At 38.1% G+C, this 20,899-nt stretch carries 18 protein-coding genes; 13 read left to right on the forward strand and 5 right to left on the reverse strand.

Annotated elements, in window-relative coordinates:
• Positions 1-166: 166 nt before the first annotated feature.
• Together JOC49_RS07010 and JOC49_RS07015 are read left to right on the forward strand one after the other, a co-directional pair.
• Positions 167-1,123 carry a DUF4097 family beta strand repeat-containing protein gene (locus JOC49_RS07010; protein ID WP_204663791.1) on the forward strand — a complete coding sequence of 319 codons (957 nt, stop codon included), beginning with the start codon at positions 167-169 and terminating at the stop codon, positions 1,121-1,123.
• A 54-nt stretch (positions 1,124-1,177) separates the two neighbouring features.
• A complete protein-coding gene (locus JOC49_RS07015; protein ID WP_204663793.1) occupies positions 1,178-2,284 on the forward strand; it encodes an FAD:protein FMN transferase in 1,107 nt (368 codons plus the stop codon).
• Positions 2,285-2,365: 81 nt separating this feature from the next.
• Here the strand turns inward: JOC49_RS07015 and JOC49_RS07020 are convergent, their stop codons facing one another.
• From JOC49_RS07020 to JOC49_RS07030, 3 genes are all read right to left on the reverse strand, one after another.
• Positions 2,366-3,229 (reverse strand): FMN-binding protein, encoded by an 864-nt coding sequence (locus JOC49_RS07020; protein WP_204663795.1) that lies wholly within the window; start codon positions 3,227-3,229, stop codon positions 2,366-2,368.
• 117 nt (positions 3,230-3,346) lie between these two features.
• Positions 3,347-3,673: a YbjQ family protein gene (locus tag JOC49_RS07025; RefSeq protein ID WP_204663797.1), complete on the reverse strand. Its 327-nt coding sequence runs from the start codon at positions 3,671-3,673 to the stop codon at positions 3,347-3,349.
• A gap of 18 nt (positions 3,674-3,691) precedes the next feature.
• Entirely contained in the window at positions 3,692-3,940 is a 249-nt protein-coding gene (locus tag JOC49_RS07030) for a hypothetical protein (RefSeq protein ID WP_204663799.1), read from the reverse strand.
• Between the two features lie 115 nt (positions 3,941-4,055).
• Here JOC49_RS07030 and JOC49_RS07035 point away from each other — a divergent pair, with 115 nt between their 5' ends.
• The 7 genes from JOC49_RS07035 (at position 4,056) to JOC49_RS07065 (ending at position 12,014) form a co-directional block, all read left to right on the forward strand.
• Positions 4,056-4,400: a Veg family protein gene (locus JOC49_RS07035; protein ID WP_341534663.1), complete on the forward strand. Its 345-nt coding sequence runs from the start codon at positions 4,056-4,058 to the stop codon at positions 4,398-4,400.
• A 312-nt stretch (positions 4,401-4,712) separates the two neighbouring features.
• Entirely contained in the window at positions 4,713-5,948 is a 1,236-nt protein-coding gene (gene arcA / locus JOC49_RS07040; RefSeq protein ID WP_204663801.1) for an arginine deiminase, read from the forward strand.
• Between the two features lie 39 nt (positions 5,949-5,987).
• Entirely contained in the window at positions 5,988-6,980 is a 993-nt protein-coding gene (argF, locus tag JOC49_RS07045; RefSeq protein WP_204663803.1) for an ornithine carbamoyltransferase, read from the forward strand.
• 26 nt (positions 6,981-7,006) lie between these two features.
• Positions 7,007-7,945 carry a carbamate kinase gene (gene arcC / locus JOC49_RS07050; protein WP_204663889.1) on the forward strand — a complete coding sequence of 313 codons (939 nt, stop codon included), beginning with the start codon at positions 7,007-7,009 and terminating at the stop codon, positions 7,943-7,945.
• A 136-nt stretch (positions 7,946-8,081) separates the two neighbouring features.
• Positions 8,082-9,503 carry a sigma-54 interaction domain-containing protein gene (locus tag JOC49_RS07055; RefSeq protein WP_204663805.1) on the forward strand — a complete coding sequence of 474 codons (1,422 nt, stop codon included), beginning with the start codon at positions 8,082-8,084 and terminating at the stop codon, positions 9,501-9,503.
• A gap of 158 nt (positions 9,504-9,661) precedes the next feature.
• Positions 9,662-10,702, forward strand: a complete 1,041-nt coding sequence (locus JOC49_RS07060) for a 3-oxoacyl-ACP synthase (RefSeq protein WP_204663807.1) — start codon at positions 9,662-9,664, stop codon at positions 10,700-10,702.
• Positions 10,695-12,014 carry an acetyl-CoA hydrolase/transferase family protein gene (locus JOC49_RS07065; protein ID WP_204663809.1) on the forward strand — a complete coding sequence of 440 codons (1,320 nt, stop codon included), beginning with the start codon at positions 10,695-10,697 and terminating at the stop codon, positions 12,012-12,014. The genes JOC49_RS07060 and JOC49_RS07065 overlap by 8 nt, the downstream gene beginning before the upstream one ends.
• Before the next feature lie 49 nt (positions 12,015-12,063).
• On the opposite strand, the gene JOC49_RS07070 is transcribed toward JOC49_RS07065, so the two are convergent.
• A complete protein-coding gene (locus JOC49_RS07070; RefSeq protein ID WP_204663811.1) occupies positions 12,064-13,266 on the reverse strand; it encodes an FprA family A-type flavoprotein in 1,203 nt (400 codons plus the stop codon).
• A gap of 325 nt (positions 13,267-13,591) precedes the next feature.
• On the opposite strand from JOC49_RS07070, the gene nifJ reads away from it, so the two are divergent.
• From nifJ to JOC49_RS07090, 4 genes are all read left to right on the forward strand, one after another.
• On the forward strand, positions 13,592-17,131 hold the full coding sequence (gene nifJ / locus JOC49_RS07075) for a pyruvate:ferredoxin (flavodoxin) oxidoreductase (RefSeq protein ID WP_204663814.1): 3,540 nt from the start codon (positions 13,592-13,594) through the stop codon (positions 17,129-17,131).
• Between the two features lie 64 nt (positions 17,132-17,195).
• Positions 17,196-17,579, forward strand: a complete 384-nt coding sequence (locus JOC49_RS07080) for a hypothetical protein (RefSeq protein ID WP_204663816.1) — start codon at positions 17,196-17,198, stop codon at positions 17,577-17,579.
• 65 nt (positions 17,580-17,644) lie between these two features.
• Positions 17,645-18,778 (forward strand): aldo/keto reductase, encoded by a 1,134-nt coding sequence (locus JOC49_RS07085; RefSeq protein WP_204663817.1) that lies wholly within the window; start codon positions 17,645-17,647, stop codon positions 18,776-18,778.
• A gap of 17 nt (positions 18,779-18,795) precedes the next feature.
• On the forward strand, positions 18,796-19,437 hold the full coding sequence (locus JOC49_RS07090) for a hypothetical protein (protein WP_204663819.1): 642 nt from the start codon (positions 18,796-18,798) through the stop codon (positions 19,435-19,437).
• 48 nt (positions 19,438-19,485) lie between these two features.
• Here JOC49_RS07090 and JOC49_RS07095 read toward each other — a convergent pair whose 3' ends face one another.
• Positions 19,486-20,883, reverse strand: a complete 1,398-nt coding sequence (locus JOC49_RS07095; RefSeq protein ID WP_204663821.1) for an MBL fold metallo-hydrolase RNA specificity domain-containing protein — start codon at positions 20,881-20,883, stop codon at positions 19,486-19,488.
• Between the last annotated feature and the right edge of the window lie 16 nt (positions 20,884-20,899).

A 20,899-nucleotide genomic window follows, 5' to 3' on the forward strand; every position in this document is an offset into this window, starting at 1 on the left:
TCTATTTGAGGCTCAATTGTCGATATATTTGACAATTGAGCTTTTTTGCGTCTGGGTAACAATTTGGTTAGAATGGCATTAGAATCCTGTTGAATCAATTGACAGAGAAATTATATAGGTGTAATCTCCAATTATAAGGGCGCAAGCAGTTGAATAGGAGGACAAGATGAATAGTAAACTGGATATCTTAAAGATGGTTGAATCAAAGGAAATTAGTTTGGAAAAAGCTCTGGAATTGTTAGAAACATTAGAACAGACTGAAAAAATTGAAGATGAACTTAGAGAAGACATAATTGCAGAAGAAGATGACGAAAGTCATGTGGAAGCTGAACTTGTTAAAAGCATTGATGTGGCACTTGTAGCATCACAAGTCAATATTGAAAGATCAAATGTGACAGAAGTTACTGTAGAGCTTTTTGATTCTAAAACTCGAGAACTTGTTGAAAAACCAGAGTGGCTTCAATTTTATGAAGAAGCACATTATTTTTCTATAAAAGAGACGCGGACCTCGAATTTTTCAGATGTTTTTGATTTTTTTAAAGGCATAACCATTAATGGCGACTCGGGAATATTTATTAATGTAAAGTTACCTAAAGATTTTGAGATTGATAAAGGTAAATTTTCAACAGTTTCGGGGAAAATATCAATGATAGGTGTCAGAGGTGTTGACCTTGAAGCAAAAAGTGTGAGTGGGAAAATTGTTGCAACTGACGTAAAGGCGAAGGTTATTCAATTGAAATCCACTTCTGGAAGCATTGTTTGTGATAATGTAAGTGCGCCTAAAGCTATATTGAGCAGTACTTCGGGAAAAATCAAAGCTTCAGGTACCTGTGCAAAACTTGAAAGTAAAACTGTTTCGGGAAGTATTGAAATTTCAGGGGATGATAATTTGAAGGCGATTACAGCTGGAAGTGTTTCTGGAAAAATCGCTGTTTATTTACCTGAACCAGAAAAATACAATTTGTTTTTTGATTCCCTTTCAGGAACCATAGATGCAAGTGGCTTTGCAATTGTTGAAAAAAATGTGTCTGGTAAAAAACACATCTCTGTAGACAATCGATCGCAAGACCGTTTTATTAAGGCAAGTACCGTTTCTGGGAAAATTGTATTGGATCGGGTTTAAAATGTGCTATAATAAATTCTGAATTCAATATGTAGAGAAAGGTATTTCAATTAAATGAAGGAAATGAAAAGAATTGGTATTTTTTTAGTTCTATTGATGAGTCTTGGTGTCCTTTCGGGGTGTCAGACCAAGGAGACATCTTCTGAAGAATTGCCATATGCGCGTTCTGAATCGTCTGTTAGAAAAGATAAAACGACAGATCGCACCATTACAACCCAAGAAAGTTATCAGTTGGCAACTCGAATTACCATTAGTATTTATGATGAAAAAGAGGCCCCGAATTCAATTTTTGATGCTATTTTTGATTTGATAGCAGGGTATGAGGACATGATTTCTAGGAACATAACAGATTCCTACGTGTCTAGGATTAATCAAGCAGCAGGTGATGCACCTGTTTCTGTGCCAGATGATTTGTTTAACTTAATTCATCAAGGCATCACATATGCGGACCTATCACAGGGGGCATTTGATATTTCAATTGGACCACTTGTGAATTTGTGGGGTATTGGAACTTATGAAGCGAAAGTTCCGGAATCCAGCGAATTGGAGAAAGCCCTTTCTAAGGTGGACTATCACAAAATTGAACTTGATTATGACACTAAAACAGTATTTTTGAATGAAAAAGATATGTTTCTTGATCTTGGGGCAATTGCTAAAGGATACATTGCGGACGAGATTAAAGCTTTGATTTTAGAAAAGGGATATACAAATGCCATTATCAACTTAGGCGGAAATGTTTTGATGGTTGGAAATAAGCCAAATTCAGACTATTGGTCTGTTGGTATAAGGGATCCACTTTCGGATTCGGGAACTTCTCTGGGAATTCTTGAACTAAATGATAATTCTGTGGTATCTTCTGGTGTCTATGAGCGTTTCTTTGAAGAAAATGGCGTCAGGTACCACCACTTGATTAACCCTAACACAGGCTATCCTGAACAGAATGATTTACTGGCCATTTCCATAGTGTCAGATGTTTCTGTGGATGGAGACGCCCTGTCAACAGCAGTTTTTGTATTGGGGGTTGAAAAGGGGTATGAACTGGTTGAATCACTTGAAGGCGTTGAAGCGCTTTTTATACAATCGGATAAAGACATTATAGTAACGCCAGGATTAAAATCAAAATTTAGGTTAATAGATGACACCTATAAACTTGTATATTAATCAATAAAAAAGGCACCCAATAGTGGGTGCCTTATTTTTTATTGCAATATGAGTTGTTGTTTGCAGCTTTTCTCTATTCTATTATCGTAATTCTAAAGCTTCTTCAGCCAATGCAAGGAAACCATCAAAAGAAATGGAAACACTTGCAATTGTATCAATTTCACCAAGATCTTGAACGCTAATCAGGTAGTTTTCAATTTCCATAGCTTGCTCATGCCATTCAGCAGATGCGTTACCTTTTGCGACCATACCATAATCACCATCGATTGAAGCTGTTTTCTTATCTTTCTCACTTGTTTCGCCAATAGCATTCCAGTTAGCTGCAACAATGTTGCCGTTAATTACAGTGAAAGATACAGTATCTTTCCAACCTGAATCACTGAATGCATCTGCTTCTGCAGAGAATGTACCGTCTTTATAGATACCAGTTCCTACAGGACCTTGTGCCATAGCTGTTTCAACCAATGCTTCAAAATCATTTACATGGATGGATACACCAGCAATTGTATCTGTGTGTCCATCTTCGTCAACATAGTTGATGCCATCGAAACTCTGATTTTCAATCAAGTAAGCTTCCGCCAATTCGGCTTGCTCATGCCATTCAGCTTGAGCGTTACCTTTTGCAACCATACCATAATCCCCATCTGCTGAAGCTGTCTTTTTATCTTTGCCAGCTGATGTATTTGCTGCGTTCCAGTCAACGTCTACAATATTGCCACCTTCAACGGTAACTGTTACAGTACCTTTCCAACCTGAATCCGAAAAACCTGGCTCAGTTGCAAAATAAATACCATCTTCGTAATCGCCTTGAACTTCAGGTGCAGATGTTTCTGGTGCTGCTGTTGTTTCCGGTGTCATATTATCTGGCTCATCAGTGCTACCGCAACCTATCATTAAACTTCCTACTAATGCTAAAACTAGCATTAAACTAAATAATTTCCTCATTACAAGCCACCTCCTAAGTGTTTTGCAAACAACTCATGTCATATTATAACAAAAATCAGGAGATTTTCAACATTGTTGACATAAAATTAACAGATTTAAAAATTCTAAAGAAGCAGTCTATTGATTTGGCGTTTCAATTATAACGGCAGTTCCATAAGCTAAGATTTCTGCAGCGCCTTGAAGAACGCTCGATGTGGAATAACGGACATTAACAATAGCGTTGGCGCCAAGCTTTATGGCTTCATCCACCATGAGTTTTGTAGCGATTTGTCTTGCTTCTGTGAGCATTTCATTATATTCTTTCATTTCACCACCAACAAGGTGACGAAATGCAGATGAAATATCTTTTCCGATATGTCGTGCTCTTATAGTACTGCCTCTTACCATTCCCAGTGTGCGTATAATTTTTCCAGCAGGAAAATCAGGTGTTGTGACAAGGATCATCTCAAACGCCTCCCTTAATTAATATTTTTTATGGTCTTCCCCTTCAGTTTTGTAATCTCTGTATCGGTCATATATTAGGGCTCCAATTAATATTATACCCACAATTAATAAGAGTACAGCAAAAAGATGGATTGCACTATTTAAAAACGTTGAACTTGGAAAATAGAGTGTTGAAAAAGCTAGGATGAACAATAGAACCATGAGGCCCACAAATGTAATGCTTGAAAATTTAATCATATTTTTTTCAGTCCCTTCACTTTGATTCATGTATGTAATGTGGGTATTTAGATTTTACCAGTATTACTGTGGTAAAATCTTAAGGAATTATTAAATAAGCATTAAAAAAAAGGCTGTAAAAGAATATTGTGTATTGACAACACCTGTGAGAATCGGTATAATATTGACTTTTTATTGTTATGATGTTATAATTGGTGAAGTGGATGAGAGGATGGTGGTTTATTTGGCGACACGGCAAACCTTGGATGGTATCAAAAGTAATGTAATGGAATGTCTTGGAAAAAAAGTCATTCTAAGAACCAATAAGGGAAAGAGAAAAGTCAAAGTTCGAGAAGGCATAATTGAAAATGTATTCCCATGTATATTTACAGTTAGAGTCGATCAAGGAACTGAAGCGGAAAGAACTATCTCTTTTAGTTATTCGGATATATTGACTGAATCTGTTGAAGTGACTGTAGTAGGTACCTCAGGCGTGATTCAGGTTTCTTAAAATAAGGATTGTCCTTATTTTTTTTTTTGCAAAAATCTTTATTTATTTTTTTTTATGTTTATTCTCTATTAAGAATTTGGAAAAACTCTGGATAGTTCTAATATTCTGAAAATAGAATGTGTTGCGTTTTGCAAAACCCATAAACTTACAAAAGATACAATGTATGAATATACATACATTAACGAATAATTGTTCGCCCTTTAAAACTATTGATAAAAGTAGTGTTGAAGCATACAAAGTCAAATGTTATACTTGAGATAGAATTAACGTAGTGTATATTATTCCAACAAATTCCAGAAACGAGGTGGTGTAATGAACTCCAATGGCTTGCAGATTTATTCTGAAATTGGCAAACTCAAAAAAGTGCTCTTGCATAGACCGGGTGAAGAAATTGAAAATTTAACACCTGATTTAATGGAAAGACTTCTTTTTGATGACATCCCTTTTTTGAAGATTGCAAGAAAAGAACATGATGCTTTTGCTAAGGTTTTTCAGGAAAATGGTGTCGAAGTAATGTACCTAGAAAAACTTATGGCAGAATCCCTTGTGGATTCGGGTCTCAAAAGCAGATTTATAACGGATTTTCTGAAAGAAGCTGGCATCAAGAATCCGAATCATTTTGAGTATGTAAAAGACTATTTTGAATCTTTTTCAGATACTCTGAAAATGGTGGATAAAATGATGGCGGGTATTCGGCGTGAGGAACTTGATTTACAAGTGGGAGGCTCATTGGTAGACCGGATTGAAATGACTTATCCATTTGTAGTGGACCCAATGCCAAATTTATATTTTACAAGAGATCCTTTTTCAACGATTGGAAATGGCATTGCCCTGAATCAAATGCGAACTGTGACGCGGCGTAGAGAAACCTTATTTTCAGATTATATTTTTAAAAATCATCCAATGTTTAAAGGTCAAGACATTCCATTTTGGTATGACCGAACCGACCAGTATGCCATTGAGGGGGGCGATATACTCGTCCTTAATGAAACCACTGTCTGTATTGGTATTTCCGAGCGAACAGATGCAAGTGCAATAGAACGCATTGCTAAAAATATTTTTTCAGACGGCCAGCCGTTTAAAACAATTTTAGCGTTTGATATTCCAAAGGAAAGAGCTTTTATGCATTTGGATACTGTTTTTACAATGGTGGATCATAATGTTTTCACAATTCATCCAGAAATTGAAGGCCCGTTAACTGTTTATTCATTGTCACGAACAGATGTAAAAGGTGAATACGTTATTCATCAAGAGCGGGAAGCACTTGACCATATTTTAAAAAAATATTTGGAAGTAGATGAGGTGAAGTTAATTCGCTGTGGCGGTAAAAAAGGCATTGATGCCGGACGCGAGCAGTGGAATGACGGTTCTAATACGCTTGCCATATCACCGGGTGAAGTAATTGTGTATGAGCGAAATCATGTAACCAATCGTCTTTTAGAGGAAGCGGGTATTAAATTACACGTGATTCCTTCATCAGAATTGTCTAGAGGTCGGGGTGGTCCAAGATGTATGTCCATGCCGCTTTACAGAGAGCTTATCAAATAAATCATTAAATCTATTTATTTAATTCAAGGAGGATTTGTCATGCCAGTAAATTTGAGAGGAAAACATTTAATTACACTGAAAGATTTTACACCAGAAGAAATCAGATATCTTTTGAATTTGTCACAGGATTTAAAGGCAAAAAAACGTGCTGGGATTAAAGGCGATTTGTTAGATCACAAAAATATTTGCCTGATTTTCGAAAAAACATCCACAAGAACACGATGTGCATTTGAAGTGGCGGCATTTGATGAAGGTGCCAATGTAACTTTTTTAACCAATAGTCAAATGGGTAAAAAAGAGAGTGTTGAAGATACTGCAAAAGTTTTGGGCAGATTTTATGATGGTATTGAATTTAGAGGGTTTAAACAAGAAACAGTTGAAGCTTTAGCTGAATACGCAGGCGTGCCTGTGTGGAATGGCCTTACAGACATGTATCATCCAACACAGATTTTAGCAGATTTCTTAACGATTATGGAACATGTGGATAAACCGCTTAACAAAGTGAAGTTTGTCTATGCAGGAGATGCGCGAAATAATATGGGCAATTCTTTAATGATTGGTGCAGCAAAAATGGGGATGCATTTTGTAGCACTTGCTCCAAAATCACTTTGGCCAGCACAAGAACTTGTAGACGAAATGAACGAAGTGGCAAAATATACAGGTGCAAAAATTGAGCTTAGTGAAAGTCTTGATGCTGTTGAAAATGCAGATGTTATTTATACAGATGTTTGGGTTTCAATGGGTGAGGAACACTTATTTGAAGAGCGTATCAATATGCTCAAACCTTATCAGGTTAATATGGATATGTTGTCTAGAACCAAAAACGATAATGTGATCTTTATGCATTGTCTTCCTGCATTCCATGATATAATGACAGATGTAGGTAAAGATATTCAAGAAAAATTCGGTTTGGAGTCCATGGAAGTTACAGATGAAGTATTCAGAAGTAAGCATTCTGTTGTTTTTGATGAAGCAGAAAATAGAATGCACACTATAAAAGCAGTTATGGTAGCGACCATCGGGAACCTATAATTCAAGTCTGGAGGTTACGCATGAAAATGAAAGACAAAATTGTAGTTGCATTAGGTGGTAATGCTTTAGGCAATTCGCCTGAAGAGCAATTGAAACTTGTTAAGGGAACTGCAAAACCTATTGTTGATTTAATTGAAGCTGGCCATGAAGTAATTCTTGCTCATGGAAATGGACCTCAAGTTGGTATGATTAATTTGGCAATGTCCACAGCTGCAAATTCTGCTGCAGGCACACCTGAAATGCCATTTCCTGAATGTGGCGCAATGAGCCAGGGATATATTGGATACCACTTGCAAAATGCTATTCGCGAAGAACTTTTAAATAGAAATATGCAAGTACCTGTGGCGACAGTTGTAACACAAGTGATTGTTGATCGTAACGATCCGGCATTTCAAAATCCAACCAAACCAATTGGTGCTTTTTACAGCAAAGAAGAAGCAGACCGACTTGTTTCTGAAAAGGGGTATTCAATGGTTGAAGACGCAGGACGTGGTTATCGTCGTGTTGTTGCTTCTCCAAAACCAATTGATGTTGCGGAAAAGGAAACTGTTTCTGCTTTGGTTGAAAAAGGCCATGTGGTGATAACTGTTGGGGGTGGCGGTATTCCCGTTTATCAAGATGGCAATAGCCTTGTAGGCATTCCAGCTGTTATTGATAAAGATTTTGCTTCTGCAAAGATTGCTGAAATCCTTGATGCAGATTATTTAATAATTCTTACGGCTGTTGAGAAAGTTGCAATTAATTTTGGAAAGCCAGACGAAAAATGGTTGAGTAAAATTAATCAAAAAGAAGCAGAAACCTATATTTCAGAAGGGCATTTTGCACCTGGTAGTATGCTGCCTAAAGTGGAAGCCGCGCTTAAGTTTGCCACATCAAAACCAGGTCGAAAAGCATTAATTACATCTTTGGAAAAAGCCAAAGAAGGTATCGAAGGAAAAACTGGAACACTTGTAATGTTGGATTAAAAAATAGGATATGTGTAAAGCCCGTTGTGAAGAATAAATTTCTTTGCGACGGGTTTTTTATTTGGCATTCATTTTGCTTTATAATATAATAGAAAAAATGAAAGTCGGGGAATTTTGATTTGAAAAGGTGGTTTATATGAATACGTACAGTGGGAAAAAAGATGACATTCAAGACAATATGTTTATGAACAGACTCCATCAAATCTTTGATCCAATTGAAGTGCCATTTATCATTGTCAACAGGGATACTGAAATCGTCATGATTAATGAAGCTTTTGCAGAGTATTTGGGACACCCTAGAAGTGAAATAATTGGTAGGCCTGTAGCTGAAATTGATCCCAACACACGATTTCCATTTGTGATCAAAACCAAAAGAGCGGAGATCAATTATAAACATAAGTTTTCAAACGGGCACACAGCAATTGTCCATAGGATTCCAGTTTTAGATGACAATGGCGATGTAGCTTACGGGTTTGGGATGGTTGTATTTGACGACATTAAGCAACTTAAGGAAGTGCTTGAAAAGAATAAACTTTTGGAAGGTAAATTATCAATTTATCAAGAAGAACTTAAGCATATTCGAGGGGCTAAATATAATTGGAAGACAATCGTCGGCAATTCGATTTTAATGCAGGAAGTGAAGAAGATGGCCTCGCGGTCTGCCAAAACAGATTCCAATGTGTTGATTATTGGCGAGAGTGGGACTGGAAAAGAGCTCTTTGCACATGCGATACACAATGAGAGCAAACGGGCTGAGGGCCCTTTTGTTAAAATCAATTGTGCGGCGATTCCGAAGGATTTGCTTGAATCTGAACTTTTTGGTTATGAAGAAGGCGCGTTTACAGGGGCAAAAAAACAAGGTAAAATCGGGAAGTTTGAATTGGCTGCTGGTGGGACGATTTTTTTAGATGAAATAGGAGACATGCCTTTAGAAATGCAGGTGAAAATTTTACGTGTTCTACAAGAAAAGGAAATTGAACGTATTGGTGGAAACAGGACAATTCCAGTGGATTGTCGAATTATTGCTGCAACCAATCATGATCTAAAAGAACGCATAAAGGAACAGGCTTTTAGAGAAGATTTGTATTATCGCTTAAATGTAATTAACATCGAAGTGCCACCGTTAAGAAATCGAAAAGAAGATATAGAAGTTTTAACGCTAAAACTTATGGAAAAATTATCTGGATCACTTGGAAAATATGTGAATAATATTACTGTGGATGCACTTGAAAGTTTGAAAGCCTATAATTGGCCAGGAAATATCAGGGAACTGGAAAATGTAATTGAACGTGCAATTAATTTAACGGATCAGGAAACGATTGAGTTACAGCATTTGCCCATGCACGTAATTGCCCATCATAAGGAAGCTGATTTAAGTCAACCAGTGTCTCCAACGCATTTACAGTCGCTGAGAGAAGCGGTTGAAGAAATTGAGAAATCAACAATTCTGAACTGTTTGAAGGTGATGAATTATAACAAACTTAAGGCGGCAAAAGTTTTAGGAATTAGTCGAACGAGTTTGTATGAAAAAATTGAAAAATATAAAATAGAAGCATAGCGCTTTTAAACATTCTGTTGTACATATTTTGTACAGTGTTATATATTTGAACACCATTAAACGGCATTATCCTTTGGATAATGCTGTTTTTTATATTTATTTCTTGGCACGTCTTTTGCAATATATAGAAATCAAACAAATGTGTCAGGAGGAAACTTATGAAAAGGCGAAATGTGGGGATTGTAGGAACTGGGATTTATATCCCCGATGAACGTATAACGGCACGGGAAATTTCTGAGGCGACAGGTGGCATATGGGCTGAGGAAGCAATTGTAAACAAGCTTGGTTTTAGTGAAAAACCAGTACCTGGACCTAATGATGGTACTCAAGAAATGGGTGTTTTAGCAGCACTTGACTGTTTGAAAAATACAGGTGTAGACCCTTTGGAGATTGACGTGATTCTCTGTATGGGCGAAGAGTGGAAAGAATACCCACTGACCACGTCTGCTATTTATATTCAAGAAAGAATAGGCGCTAAAAATGCATGGGGTATTGATTTGCAAAACAGATGTTGTACAACTGTTTCTGCTATGAAAATTGCAAAGGATATGCTGGTGGCAGACACCAGTATTAATACAATAATGGTTTGTGGTGGGTATCGAAATGGCGATTTTGTTGACTATGCCGATCCTAATATGAGTATGATGTTTAACTTGGGTGCAGGTGGTGGCGCAATACTATTAAAGGCAGACTACAATCGCAATTTGTTGCTGGAATCCCATATTATGTCTGATGGCAGTATGGCTAGAGATGCGGGTGTTGAAATTGGGGGTACAGTAAACCCAATTAACAAGGACAATTTGGATGAGGCCTATAGGTCGCTTCGATTAATGCATCCCAAGCACATGAAGGATAGACTTAATGAAGTGTCTATGTCAAATTGGATGAAATGCATAGATTTAGCATTTGAAAAATCTAAGGTTGACAAAAGTGAACTTGATTACTTGGCGGTGTTGCATTTTAAACACTCCATGCATATACACATGTTAGAGTTGTTGGGCCTTAATGAAGATCAGTCGATTTATCTTAGTGAATTCGGTCACATTGGACAAGTTGATCAGATTTTATCCCTTCACATTGCGCTGGCGCGTGGCATGATCCGGGATGGTTCTATAATTGCTATGATTGCAGCTGGTATTGGGTATGCTTGGGCGGCCAATGTAATTCAATGGGGAGAAGGGAGTGAACGTAATGTATAATCAATCACTTTATTTAAGTAAGAGAATTCAAGTTGAAGATGCACTTGCACTGGTTCAATCGGGATATGAAGTTGTTTTGGGTCTTGGTGCCGCAGAACCGAGGCTTTTTCTTGAACGCTTGCATGAAGAAGCGTCAAGAGTTAAAGACGTTCATATGGTCAATTGCTTACCGATGGGTGAGTATGCATTTTTTAGCAATCCCTCATATAAGGATTCTTTTCTGCTAGAAGGGTGGTTCTACAGTGGTGCTATGCGAAAATTGCATCACAACGGCAACATTACATTCATTCCCAATCATCTTCATTTTGCTTCAACAAAAAGAATGCAGTATCGTCACCCGAATATCTATATTGGCAATTGTTCACCAGTAGACAACCATGGATATGTCTCCCTTGGCGTTAGCAATGTTTATGAAAAAGACATGGTTGAAAATGCCGACATTGTAATCCTTGAAATAAATCCAAATGTTCCAAGAACATTTGGAGATACTGAAGTGCATATTACAGACGTGGATTATTTTATTGAGGCAGACTATAAATTGCCGACGCTTCCGATATCGGAATCCAATGAAAAAGACCGGGTAATCGGTAACTATATTGCGGATCTCATAGACGATGGGTCTACAATCCAACTGGGAATTGGTGGTATCCCCAATGCAGTGGCGCATGCGCTGACACATAAAAAGGATTTGGGGATTCATACAGAAATGTTTACGGACGGTATGGTGGATTTGGTTGAATCTGGCGCAGTTAGTGGTAAGCTTAAGACTTTACACAAAAATAAGATGGTAGCAGCTTTTGCCCTGGGGTCCCAGAAGTTATATGATTTTATTCATGAAAATCCAGGGGTGTCCATTCTTAGAGGGACTTATGTCAACGACCCATATGTGGTTGGCGGAAATGACAACATGGTTTCCATTAATACGTCAATTGAAATTGATTTAACAGGTCAATGTTGTTCTGAATCAGTTGGGACAAGACAAATTAGTGGGACGGGTGGTCAGGTTGATACTGCCGTTGGCGCGCAAAACGCTAAAAATGGAAAATCCTTTATTGCCTTATATTCTACAGCGGAAATACGCAATAAAGCCACAGGTGAAATTGAGGAGAAATCAAAAATTGTGCCTATGTTAACACCAGGTGCAATTGTGACTTTGTCTAGAAATGACGTGGATTTTGTAGTGACGGAGTACGGGGTAGCTGCTTTAAGAGGGACATCTGTTAGAGAGAGAGTGAAGCGCTTAATTGCGATCGCGCATCCAAAATTCAGAGATATGCTTGAAGCAGAGGCAGAACGATTAATGCTCTGGTAAGTAAAAAAACCTTTAAAACACCGTGTTTGATGTTTTAAAGGTTTTTTTGTTAATCCCCATAAGTCTCCGTTAGTTTTTGGGCAACTTCTTTACCAAGAGATTTAAGTGACTCAAATTCTGCATCTTTTGGAGAATAAGTTGCTTCTATAGAAGGTCCGATTTTTTCCCATCCAATTTCTTGAACAAAGGCCTCGATACCAGAAACCCCACCTCCTGACCAAGACTTGTTCCCGAAAACGGAAATCCATCGATCTTTTAAACCAGAGTTGCTTAGCTTGGCAAGAAGTGTTTCAACTGATGAAAAAACTTTTGTGTTATAGGCACATGACCCAATAATTACAGACCTGTACTTCCAGATATCGCTAAGAATATAGGAGTTGTGCGTTTTAGAAGCGTCGTATACCTTTACATTTTTAATGCCGTTTTCAGCGATAATTCGTGCGAGATAGTCTGCCATTTTGGCGGTATTTCCATACATAGACCCATAGACGATTACGACTCCTTTTTCAGCTTCAAACTTTGACCATTTGTCGTATAAGTTTAATATCTTTTCAGGATTGGTGCGCCAGATCGGGCCATGAGTTGGTGCAATTATTTGAATGTCTAAGTCTGAGAGTTTTTTCAGACTGCGTTGAACCATTGGGCTGTATTTTGCAACAATATTAGAATAATAACGTCTGGTTTCATCTTCGTAAAAATCAAAATTAATCTCATCATCAAATATACCGCCATCTAGTGCGCCAAATCCGCCGAAGGCATCCATGGAAAAGAGTATCTTGCTTGTTTGATCATAAGTCATCATTGTTTCAGGCCAGTGAACCATTGGCGTCAAATAAAACTTAAGCTTATGGTAGCCTAAATCCAGTTCATCGCCGTCATCTACCACGTAATGATTTTTTGTAATGCCATAAAAGCCTTCAATAAATGGAAATGTTTTTTTGTTTCCAACAATTTTCATGTCTGGATAGGCACCAAGTAAAGCAAGCATAGACCCTGAATGGTCAGGCTCCATATGATTGACGATTAAGTAGTCTACTGGTCTATCGCCTATGATTTCCTTAATTTTTTCAAGATATTCTGTCGTTTTATTAAATTTCACGGTGTCCATAATAGCGATTTTTTCGTCATTGATTAAATAGGAATTGTAGGCTACGCCCTGCTCTAGGGGCCAATAATTTTCGAAAAGTGTCGTCTCTCGATCATTGACACCAATCCAGTGAATGTTGTCTTTAATGTTTAATCTGCAGTTCATCTTATTTCACCTCTAATAAAGTATTTGATTCTCCTCCCTTCATTATAGAATAAAAGGGGCTTAAATCCTAGCACGATTCACAAAAAACTAAAAGCAAACTCTTATTGTATACAAAATACAAATGTGCTATAATGCACTTGAACGCCGACTATTAGAGGTTTACTTTAAGCAGAAAGTTCTATATAATAAACCTGAAGCGTTTTGGTAGGGGCAACTATTTGTCATTAAATTGTCAATCAAGTTGAGGGACAGTTATTTAAGGCGTTACAAGATGTGAGTATCATCTTGTGAGATTCAACAATTGAATTAAAGGAGGCTATTTTAAATGGGTAAAAAAGTTATGAAAACCATGGACGGCAATACTGCTGCAGCGTATGTTGCATACGCATTTACAGATGTTGCTGCAATCTACCCGATTACACCGTCATCCAATATGGCAGAGGCAGTTGATGAGTGGGCTGCTAATGGGCAGAAAAATATCTTTGGTCAACCTGTATTGGTATCTGAGCTTCAATCTGAAGGTGGTGCTGCTGGTGCCGTACACGGATCGTTACAGGCAGGCGCACTGACAACTACGTTTACAGCTTCTCAAGGTTTGCTCTTGATGATTCCAAACATGTATAAAATCGCTGGCGAATTGTTGCCGGGTGTATTCCATGTAAGTGCAAGAGCACTGGCATCACATGCACTTTCTATCTTTGGTGATCATTCGGATGTAATGTCTGCTAGACAAACAGGATTTGCATTTTTAGCTTCTTGTTCTGTACAGGAAGTAATGGATCTTGGTGGTGTTGCACATATGGCTGCCATAAAATCAAGAATCCCATTTGTACATTTCTTTGATGGCTTTAGAACATCACATGAAGTCCAAAAAATTGAAGTGATTGATTATGCCGACTTTGATAGACTTGTTGATCACGACGCTATAAAAGCATTTAGAAATAATGCGCTTTCTCCAGAGCATCCATTGACTCGCGGAACAGCGCAAAATCCAGATATATTCTTCCAAGCAAGAGAGTCATCTAACAGATTTTATGATGCAGTACCAGAAATCGTTGCGGACTATATGGAAAAAATCAGTGAATTAACTGGTAGAACATATAAGCCTTTTGATTATTACGGTGCGCCTGATGCCGAACGTGTCATAGTGGCTATGGGCTCTGTTATTGAAGCGGCAGAAGAAACTGTTGATTACCTCGCTGAAAAAGGTGAGAAGGTTGGTCTTATTAAAGTTAGATTGTATCGACCTTGGGCGCCAAAATACTTCTTTGATATTTTGCCTGAATCTGTAAAGAAAATTGCAGTTCTAGATCGAACAAAAGAACCTGGATCAGATGGAGAGCCATTATACAAAGACGTTAGAGCGATGTTCTATGAAATGGAAAATGCACCAATTGTTGTTGGGGGTCGATATGGTTTGGGCTCAAAAGATACAACACCAACACATATTAAACGGGTTTATGATGAACTTAAAAATGAGAAACCTGCAAACAACTTTACAATTGGTATTGTAGACGATGTAACCAACCTTTCATTAAATGTTGAAGAGAACATTGTTGCAGAAAACAAAGATACAATCAGATGTAAATTCTGGGGACTTGGATCTGACGGAACTGTTGGGGCCAACAAAAATGCCATTAAGATTATCGGTGATAACACAGATATGTATGCTCAAGGTTATTTTTCATACGATTCAAAAAAATCAGGTGGTATTACGGTTTCGCATCTTAGATTTGGCAAGTCGCCAATTCGTGCAACGTATTTGATTGATGAAGCAGATTATGTTGCATGTCACAATCAATCTTATGTATATCAGTATGACTTGCTGAAGGGTCTAAAAAAAGGTGGCACATTTGTGTTGAACTGCAAGTGGACTCAAGAAGAAGTTGCAGCTTTATTGCCTGCTGATATGAAAAAATATATTGCAAAAAATGAGATTAACTTCTATACAATTGATGCAACAAGCATTGCTGAAGAAATTGGTCTTGGTAACAGAATCAACATGATCATGCAAGCGGCCTTCTTTAAATTGGCTGCAGTTATTGATCTTGACGATGCGGTTAGATACCTTAAAGAAGCTATAAAGAAATCTTATGGCAGCAAAGGCCAAAAAATTGTTGACTTAAACAATAAGGCTGTTGACTATGGTATTGAAAAACTTGCTAAAATTTCTGTACCTGCTGATTGGGCAAATGCTGAAGAAGGCGTGAAAGTTGAAGCAAAAGGCGAGCCTTCATTTATTAAGGATATCCTTAGACCAATTGCAGCTCAAAAGGGTGATGATTTACCAGTTAGCACTTTTAAAGGCATTGAAGATGGATCTTTTGAGCCTGGAACTGCTGCTTATGAGAAACGAGGCATTGCGGTTAATATTCCAGAGTGGCAAATAGACAATTGTATTCAGTGTAATCAGTGTTCATATGTATGTCCACATGCTGCAATTAGACCATTCTTATTAACTGATGAAGAAGTTGCAAATGCGCCAGAAGGTTTGGAAACTAAAAAGGCTATTGGCAAAGGTTTAGAGGGACTAAATTACAAAATTCAAGTGTCTCCTTATGACTGTACAGGTTGTGGAAACTGTGCTGATGTGTGCCCATCTAAGCAAAAAGCACTTGTGATGAAGCCGATTGAAACTCAAGTTGACCCACAAGCTGAAAATTGGGCGTATGTGGTTGATTTGCCAGTTAAAGATGATAAAATGCCACTTGGCTCTGTTAAAGGGTCACAATTTGCACAACCTTTGTTTGAATTCTCTGGTGCGTGTGCAGGTTGTGGTGAAACACCTTATATTAAGGCGGTTACGCAACTTTACGGAGATCGTATGATGATTGCCAATGCGACTGGCTGTTCATCTATCTGGGGTGGTTCAGCACCTTCTACACCTTATACAACAAATGCAGAAGGTAAAGGTCCAGCTTGGGCGAACTCGTTGTTCGAAGACAATGCTGAATATGGACATGGTATGGCAATTGCAGTCCGTCGAATTCGTGAAGCAATGGTTGAAAATTTCCAGAAGTTAATCGATATGAATGTTGATTCAACTGTAAATGAAGCCTTCACTGCTTGGATTGAAGGCATGGACGACGCCGATGCTTCTAAAGCAGCAGCTGAAAAAGTGCTTGCAGTTCTTGAAAACAATTCGGTAACAGATTCAGCGGCAAAAGAATTACTTGCATATGCTGAAAATCATAAAGATTACCTCGTTAAGCGTTCCGTTTGGATTGTTGGTGGTGACGGATGGGCTTATGACATTGGTTTCGGTGGCCTTGATCATGTTCTTGCCAGTGGTGAAAATGTCAATGTCTTGGTGTTTGACACAGAAGTTTATTCTAACACTGGTGGACAAGCCTCTAAATCTACTCCAGTTGGCGCTGTTGCTAAATTTGCGGCATCTGGTATGAAAGTAAAGAAAAAAGATTTGGGAATGATGGCAACAACTTATGGTTATGTTTATGTCGCTCAAGTTTCTATGGGTGCAAATCAAAATCATTTTATGAAGGTGTTGCAGGAAGCTGAAGCATATGAAGGCCCATCGTTAATTATCTGTTATTCACCATGTATAGCACATGGTATTAAGACGGGTATGGGAACAACACAAAGAAGAATGAAAGAAGCTGTTGAAGCAGGTTACTGGCATCTTTGGAGATTTGACCCACGCGTTGGCGCAGAAGGCAAGAATCCATTCTTCTTGGATTCTAAAGAACCAACAGGAAGTTTCCGTGATTTCCTCATGGCTGAAACGCGTTATACGTCGCTTATGGCTAGTGATTCAGAAAGTGCTGATGAACTCTTTAAGATTGCTGAAGTACAAGCGAAAAACCGTTATGAAGGCTATGTAAGATTGGCGAAAATGGAGTACTAATTAATAAAAAGCCCGCTTCGGTGCATCTGCATTGAAGCGGGTTTTAACTTTGGAGGGTTGACCTGTGTACAGAAGAATTCAAACGCGTTTGGCGGTGGATTTGTTCTCTGCTAAGCGTATGATTCATAATTTAGAAAAGGTTAGAGTGTGGACAAAGGTTATACCTTTGTCAATTGAAGAAATAGGGCATCAGACCGTGAGGTGGTTGCTTAAAACTGAAACCGAGGAACTGTTTTATTTAAATTTTCACCTAATGCGATGTGGTATCAAAACGGAATATTGTACAGAAGTTCATTTGGTTATTGAAATGCGTGATTCTAGCCAAAAACCTTCGCCATTGGCAGTTGCCTATGCAGAAAACATTTTGGAGTCTTTGAGGTTTAAAACCAATAAGGATTGGGTCATTAAAGATTCTGAACTTACAGCTGGAATTTTCAAGTCAAATTGACTTAGGGGTTCAAAAAAAGTAAAATAGAGATGATGTTTCGAGACTGAAAATATTGGGGAGGTATTATGCAAGCTAGAATTATTGGCAATACTGGGATACATGCATCTGTTTTGGGTATTGGTTGCATGCGACTGCCTGTTATCGACCAGGACAGTTCAAAAATTGATGAAAACAAAGCAATTGAGCTGATTCGATATGCAATTGATGGTGGTGTCAATTATGTAGACACTGCGTATCCATATCATGGCGGGCATAGTGAGTCTATTGTAGGTAAAGCGCTTCAGGATGGTTATAGAGAAAAAGTTCATCTGGTAACGAAAGCACCAACTTGGCTCTTGGAGACAGAAACTGATTTTGACCGTTATTTAGATGAACAATTAGAAAAACTCCAAACAGAGACGTTGGATATTTATTTGCTTCATGCTTTAAGTAAAAGTCGCTGGGATAAATTGCTTGAAATAAATATTTTTGAAGCAATTGAACGTGCAAAGGCAAGTGGAAAAATTAAAAATATTGGTTTTTCTTTTCATGATACATTGGATGTGTTTAAGGAAATAGTCGATGCGTATGATTGGGACGTGTGCATGATCCAGTTTAACTATATGGATGTTGAAGATCAAGCTGGTGAAGCGGGGCTTTTATATGCAGAGTCTAAAGATATACCTGTTATTGTGATGGAACCGTTAAAGGGTGGAATGATTGCAACGCCACCGGATTCAATTTCTAAAATTTTTAAAGAATCAGGATCTGATCAAAATAGGTCGCCGGTAGAGTGGGCACTAAGATTTGTTGCCAACTATAAAAATGTGAAGGTTGTTTTAAGTGGCATGTCAAATTTAGATCAATTAAAAGAAAATATTGATATTGCAGATCGATTGCAAGCAGAAAGTCTTACGGCAGATGAACTTAAAGTGATTGCTAAAGTAAGAGATGCTTATCAAGCCCGCGTTAAAGTACCTTGTACACAATGTGGGTATTGTATGCCATGTCCACATGGTGTGGATATTCCAAGAGCATTTACGCTTTATAATCGAGCTTCGATTTTTGATGCACATGATCAGATTAAAGGGCAATACAACAGCGCTAAGGATGTTTTGGCGAGTAAATGTATCGCGTGTGGTGCATGTGAGCCTCAGTGCCCTCAGCATATAGAAATTATAAGTAGACTAAAAGAAGTTGTAACAGCATTTGAATCTTAAAAGTTGGAGTGTAATCTATGAAAAAAGGTGATTTGATTTGGGGTGGCATTTTTATTGCATTTATTGCATTTGTCCTTTATCCCGCAACACATGACATATTTGTTGACGCCACAACAGCCCACCCCTATATTGGTGGTTTTGTAAAATTTGCTTTACTTGCAACTATGGGAGAATTGTTAGTGGTACGTTTGAAGTCAGGTACTTGGCAGAAATCAGCTGGGTTTATTTGGCGCGTTATTATCTGGGGTGTCTTGGGTATGGCCATTACGCTAGTGTTTCAAATTTATGGTGGTGGTGTTGCAAAAGCCCTTGAAAATGGGTATTTAATTGGTCATAAAAATGTGTTCTTGACTGCATTTTGGACCAGTGCTTTAATGAATTTGTTCTTTGCACCAACCTTTATGGCGTTTCATCGGTTTACAGACACTTATCTTGATTTAAAATATGGTGATGCCATCAAAGCGCCAACCATTAATCAAGTTGTAAAACGTATTGACTGGAGTGGCTTTATAGGGTTTGTCGTGGTTAAAACAATCCCTTTGTTTTGGATTCCTGCGCATACAGTAACATTTTTGCTGCCACCTGAGTATCGTATACTTGTGGCTGCACTTCTTTCCATGGTGCTGGGAATTTTGTTGACAATCGCAAAAAAGAAATAAAAAAAGGGCTACGGGAAAGGTAAATTTTCCGCAGCCTTTTTTCTTAATTTAGAGGTCAAGGGTTTCATACAGTTTTGCAACATGTGTCTCGATGCCTAATGTGGTTTCGATTTTTTTTGCAAATATCATGCTGCTTTCTGGCTCGCCGTGCACAACACAAACTTTTTTAAGGTTTTTAATGTGTGAAACCCAATTGAAAAGTTGTGTCGCATCTGCATGTCCTGAAAAGCCATCAATTTTATGAACGTTTGCTTTTACAGCGATGGTTTGATCGTATATAACAACTTCAGTTGCCCCATTAAGCAGGGCTCGACCGAGGGTGTCCTCCGCTTGATAGCCTACAATAGCCACGTGTGTATTGGGCTTCCAAAGGTTATGTTTTAGATGGTGTTTGATGCGACCAGCTTCACACATACCACTGGCTGAAATAATAATTTTAGGGGACTGATTAAAGTTTAATTTTATGGAGTCTTCAACAGAATTTACTAAAGTTAGGGTCTCTAAACTAAAAGGGCTGGTGCCATATTCTTGAATCAAATCACTCATTTTGTCAGAATAGGATTTGTAGATTTCTGTTGCATCTAGGGCTAAAGGAGAATCAAGATAAATGGGGATTTTTTTTAAGCGCTCAGAAGCCTCATTATCATGTGTGTGTATATAGTGTTTGATTTCAAAGAGAATTTCTTGTGTTCTTCCAACAGCAAAAGAAGGTATTAACGTTGTCCCTCCTGATTTGTAGGCAGATAAGATGACATCAATTAATCGATCGCCCCGCAGTTCAATATTTTTGTGCGTACGATTGCCATAAGTGGATTCCATAATTAAATAATCAGCAGATTCGATTACATCTGGATTTTCTTCTAGGAAACTGGTCCCGTTTCCTAAATCCCCTGAAAAGGCAATTGTTTTTATTGTATTTTCGTCTTTAACATAGAGTTTGATGAAAGCTGATCCCAATAAATGACCTGCATTTCCAAACTCAAACCCAACATCTTTACTGAGCTGAACCTGCGCGCTGTAGTTTACAGGATAAAAATATTGAAGGGCAATAATCGCGTCATCTTCAGTGTAGAGGGGATCTATAGGTTCTAATCCAGCACGTTTTCTTTTTTTATTTTCCCATTCATTTTCGGCCTCTTGAATTTTTCCGGAATCTCGTAGCAGAATTTCACATAAAGATTTTGTGGGATGTGTGCAGTATACTTTTCCATGGAAGCCTTGTTTTACAATCCACGGAATTCTGCCAGAATGATCAATGTGTGCATGGGTCAAGATTAGAGCATCTAAATCTGAAAAATCAATATCTGGTGTTTCGGAGTTTAGTTTCGTTTCATCTGCTGTGCCTTGAAATAAACCAGCGTCCACCAAAAATTTTGTTGTTCCAGTGTTGATAAGATACATGGAACCTGTGACATGGCCGGCAGCACCTAGAAATTGAATTTGCATCGTAAACCTCCTTAAT

Source organism: Fusibacter tunisiensis (assembly GCF_016908355.1).
GTDB lineage: Bacteria > Bacillota > Clostridia > Peptostreptococcales > Acidaminobacteraceae > Fusibacter_D > Fusibacter_D tunisiensis.

Coding starts and splice junctions, on each gene's coding strand:
- JOC49_RS07065 (WP_204663809.1), top strand. CDS start 10,695: ATGTATAATCAATCACTTTATTTAAGTAAGAGAATTCAAGTTGAAGAT.
- JOC49_RS07055 (WP_204663805.1), top strand. CDS start 8,082: ATGAATACGTACAGTGGGAAAAAAGATGACATTCAAGACAATATGTTT.
- JOC49_RS07085 (WP_204663817.1), top strand. CDS start 17,645: ATGCAAGCTAGAATTATTGGCAATACTGGGATACATGCATCTGTTTTG.
- JOC49_RS07070 (WP_204663811.1), bottom strand. CDS start 13,266: ATGAACTGCAGATTAAACATTAAAGACAACATTCACTGGATTGGTGTC.
- JOC49_RS07060 (WP_204663807.1), top strand. CDS start 9,662: ATGAAAAGGCGAAATGTGGGGATTGTAGGAACTGGGATTTATATCCCC.
- JOC49_RS07030 (WP_204663799.1), bottom strand. CDS start 3,940: ATGAATCAAAGTGAAGGGACTGAAAAAAATATGATTAAATTTTCAAGC.
- nifJ (WP_204663814.1), top strand. CDS start 13,592: ATGGGTAAAAAAGTTATGAAAACCATGGACGGCAATACTGCTGCAGCG.
- arcA (WP_204663801.1), top strand. CDS start 4,713: ATGAACTCCAATGGCTTGCAGATTTATTCTGAAATTGGCAAACTCAAA.
- JOC49_RS07090 (WP_204663819.1), top strand. CDS start 18,796: ATGAAAAAAGGTGATTTGATTTGGGGTGGCATTTTTATTGCATTTATT.
- JOC49_RS07010 (WP_204663791.1), top strand. CDS start 167: ATGAATAGTAAACTGGATATCTTAAAGATGGTTGAATCAAAGGAAATT.
- JOC49_RS07015 (WP_204663793.1), top strand. CDS start 1,178: ATGAAGGAAATGAAAAGAATTGGTATTTTTTTAGTTCTATTGATGAGT.
- JOC49_RS07020 (WP_204663795.1), bottom strand. CDS start 3,229: ATGAGGAAATTATTTAGTTTAATGCTAGTTTTAGCATTAGTAGGAAGT.
- arcC (WP_204663889.1), top strand. CDS start 7,007: ATGAAAGACAAAATTGTAGTTGCATTAGGTGGTAATGCTTTAGGCAAT.
- JOC49_RS07025 (WP_204663797.1), bottom strand. CDS start 3,673: ATGATCCTTGTCACAACACCTGATTTTCCTGCTGGAAAAATTATACGC.
- argF (WP_204663803.1), top strand. CDS start 5,988: ATGCCAGTAAATTTGAGAGGAAAACATTTAATTACACTGAAAGATTTT.
- JOC49_RS07095 (WP_204663821.1), bottom strand. CDS start 20,883: ATGCAAATTCAATTTCTAGGTGCTGCCGGCCATGTCACAGGTTCCATG.